Below are 1,689 nucleotides of genomic sequence, written 5' to 3'. Positions count from 1 at the left end.
TGATGAACGTTTAGAAAAAGACAGCAATGTATCTGATCTCTCTCATGAAGGTTTGTTTCGTAAGCTTGTGAGCTGGTGACAAGCTATTGATTTATAATGATAATCTAGCGTTATTCATATTGAGTTAAAGACCCGAATAACGTAAGATTCTCTTATTTCAAATCTGTTTATATTGAATCAATCAAAACCACTCGTTTGCACATAGCAAGTGGGATGAGTGTGTGGATAAAATTTGTATAAGAAAGGACTTAAAATGGCTCTTATGAACCGTCTTAATGCAAGATCTGTTGCAACATTAGGGGCTGGCAAATATAACGATGGTGCCGGCTTGTTACTTCACAAGCGTAAAGATGGAGGTGCTCAATGGATTTACCGTTATACCATTCATGGGCGCCGTCGTGAAATGGGCTTGGGGGCATTGCGAAACGTTTCTTTAAAAAAAGCGCGTGAATTGGCAAATCAATGGCGTTCTGTTTTGCATGAGGGTCGTGACCCTATTAAAGAACGCAATAAACAAAAGCGTGAAGCAATAAGCAATCTCCATTATTTAAAAGATATTGCCGTGGATGCTTTTGAAAGTCGTAAAGCTGAATTAAAAGGGGATGGAAAAGACGGACATTGGTTTTTACCATTACGTCTTCATATTCTCCCCAAATTAGGCTGTTTACCCGTTTCAGAAATTACCCAAACTGAGATACGCAATACTCTTGCTCCTATCTGGCATACAAAAGCTGGAACAGCTAATAGAGCTCTTAATCGTCTTAATATATGTCTCAAACATGCGGCTGCACTAGGATTGGATGTTGATTTACAAGCAACAGAAAAAGCACGTGCTCTCTTAGGCAAACAACGTCATAAAACGCAAAACATGCCCGCAATGGATTGGAAAGAGGTCCCTGCCTTTTATAAAACACTTTGCCAAACAACAATCCTAACACAACTGGCTTTGCGTTTGCTTATTTTGACAGGAGTTCGTACTTTTCCTTTGCGTCATATTCGTGAAGGTCAAATTGAAGATGATGTCTGGACAATTCCTGCTGAAAATATGAAAGGAAAGCGTGATACTACAACAGAATTTCGCGTCCCCTTATCAAAAGAAGCGCTGAAAATTATTGAACAAGCTCGTTGTATTTCTAAAAGTGATTTTCTTTTTTCTCCTACCGGTCGCGGTCCTCTTTCACATACGATGATGGCTTGGTATATGAGAAAAAATAAAATTGAAGCATGCCCGCATGGTTTTCGTTCTAGTTTACGCAATTGGCTTGCTGAAACAACCGATGCTTCCTATGAGGTTGCTGAAACTATTCTAAGTCATACAGTCGGAGGACAAGTAGAGCGTGCTTATCGTCGTACGGACTATCTAGAACAGCGCCGTGTTTATATGGATAAATGGGCGGCTTATGTCACTGGTCAATCTTAAGATATGGGGTGAATAACCCCATGATCTGTGGATAACTTTCTCTCTCTTCTCTCTCATTCTTTCTCAATAAGAGTCATAAATTATCACATCACAAATTATATGATAAAATATTGTTTTCTATGAATAAAACATCTTTCTAAATGAACCAAAATGTGGTTAATAAATGATTATGATTTGTTTTTGTTTTTATAGTGAAAGGATTTTAGAATGACAGAAAATGATATTCTTTTAACAGACCGTGAAAGTGCAAAATTGCTTCATATGAGTGT

General features: G+C 38.0%; 1 protein-coding gene and 1 pseudogene. Both read left to right on the top strand.

Annotation, left to right across the window (positions count from 1 at the left end; translation table 11 throughout):
• The first annotated feature begins 253 nt into the window (after window positions 1-253).
• Window positions 254-1,420 carry a tyrosine-type recombinase/integrase gene (locus ACFIQE_RS10175; RefSeq protein ID WP_375686304.1) on the top strand — a complete coding sequence of 389 codons (1,167 nt, stop codon included), beginning with the start codon at window positions 254-256 and terminating at the stop codon, window positions 1,418-1,420.
• Between the two features lie 207 nt (window positions 1,421-1,627).
• Window positions 1,628-1,689, top strand: a pseudogene (locus ACFIQE_RS10170) (DNA-binding protein); the annotation flags it as partial.

This window comes from Bartonella sp. AA1HLJMS, from assembly GCF_042197445.1.
Lineage (GTDB): Bacteria > Pseudomonadota > Alphaproteobacteria > Rhizobiales > Rhizobiaceae > Bartonella.
The sequence above is the reverse complement of the archived record's forward strand: the minus strand, read 5'-3'. Positions and strand labels throughout refer to the sequence as shown.

Bases quoted from the DNA above. Each gene is read 5' to 3' on its own strand.
- ACFIQE_RS10175 (WP_375686304.1), top strand. From the start codon at position 254: ATGGCTCTTATGAACCGTCTTAATGCAAGATCTGTTGCAACATTAGGG.